The sequence below is a fragment of the Enterobacter sp. RIT637 genome (genome assembly GCF_019718755.1).
Lineage (GTDB): Bacteria > Pseudomonadota > Gammaproteobacteria > Enterobacterales > Enterobacteriaceae > Enterobacter.
On record NZ_JAIHAZ010000074.1, the window covers coordinates 1 to 706 of the forward strand.

Annotated in this window: 1 protein-coding gene; it reads left to right on the forward strand. The window is 59.3% G+C overall.

All coding sequences use genetic code 11. The annotated features are described in order from the left end of the window. Positions 1-74: 74 nt before the first annotated feature. The coding region (gene fucR, locus K5E19_RS23225) for an L-fucose operon activator (RefSeq protein ID WP_221553284.1) at positions 75-706 on the forward strand (632 nt) is incomplete at its 3' end.

A 706-nucleotide genomic window follows, 5' to 3' on the forward strand; every position in this document is an offset into this window, starting at 1 on the left:
ATCAAACACACCGGAAAGAACGGCGTGGCGATCGGCTCCACGCTTATCTCGATTTCTCGTACCGGAACGGACGCGTGAAGGCCAGCCGCCAGCAGAGCATTATCCAGCTACTGAGCGACTGCGACGGGCTGACTACCGACGCGCTGGCAGAACAGCTGGCGGTCAGCAAAGAGACTATTCGTCGCGATTTGAAAGGGCTGCAGCAGCAGGGGAAAATTGTGCGTCACCATGGCCGCGCGCGGGCCATTCACCCGGACAACCGCGACGGCGGTGAGCCGTTTGGCGCACGCCTAAAGAGCCATTACGCCGATAAAGTGGATATCGCTCACCGCGCGCTGGACTGGGTCAGCAGCGGAATGACTCTTGCCCTCGACGCCAGCTCGACCTGTTTCCATCTGGCGCGCCAGCTTCCGGACATCGACCTGACGGTGTTCACTAACAGCCTGCCCATCTGCCACGAAATGGCGAAACGCGAGCGCATCACGCTTATCTGCACCGGCGGCACGCTGGACCGTAAGTATCGTTGTTACGTCAATCCGGCGCTGATCTCCCTGCTGAAAGGCGTGGAGATCGACCTGTTTATCTTTTCCTGTGAGGGGGTGGACGAACAGGGCGATATGTGGGACCCGGCCGAGCACAGTGCGCTCTTTAAAACGCAGCTGTTACGCCGCGCCAGCCAGTCGCTGCTGTTGATTGATAAGAGTAA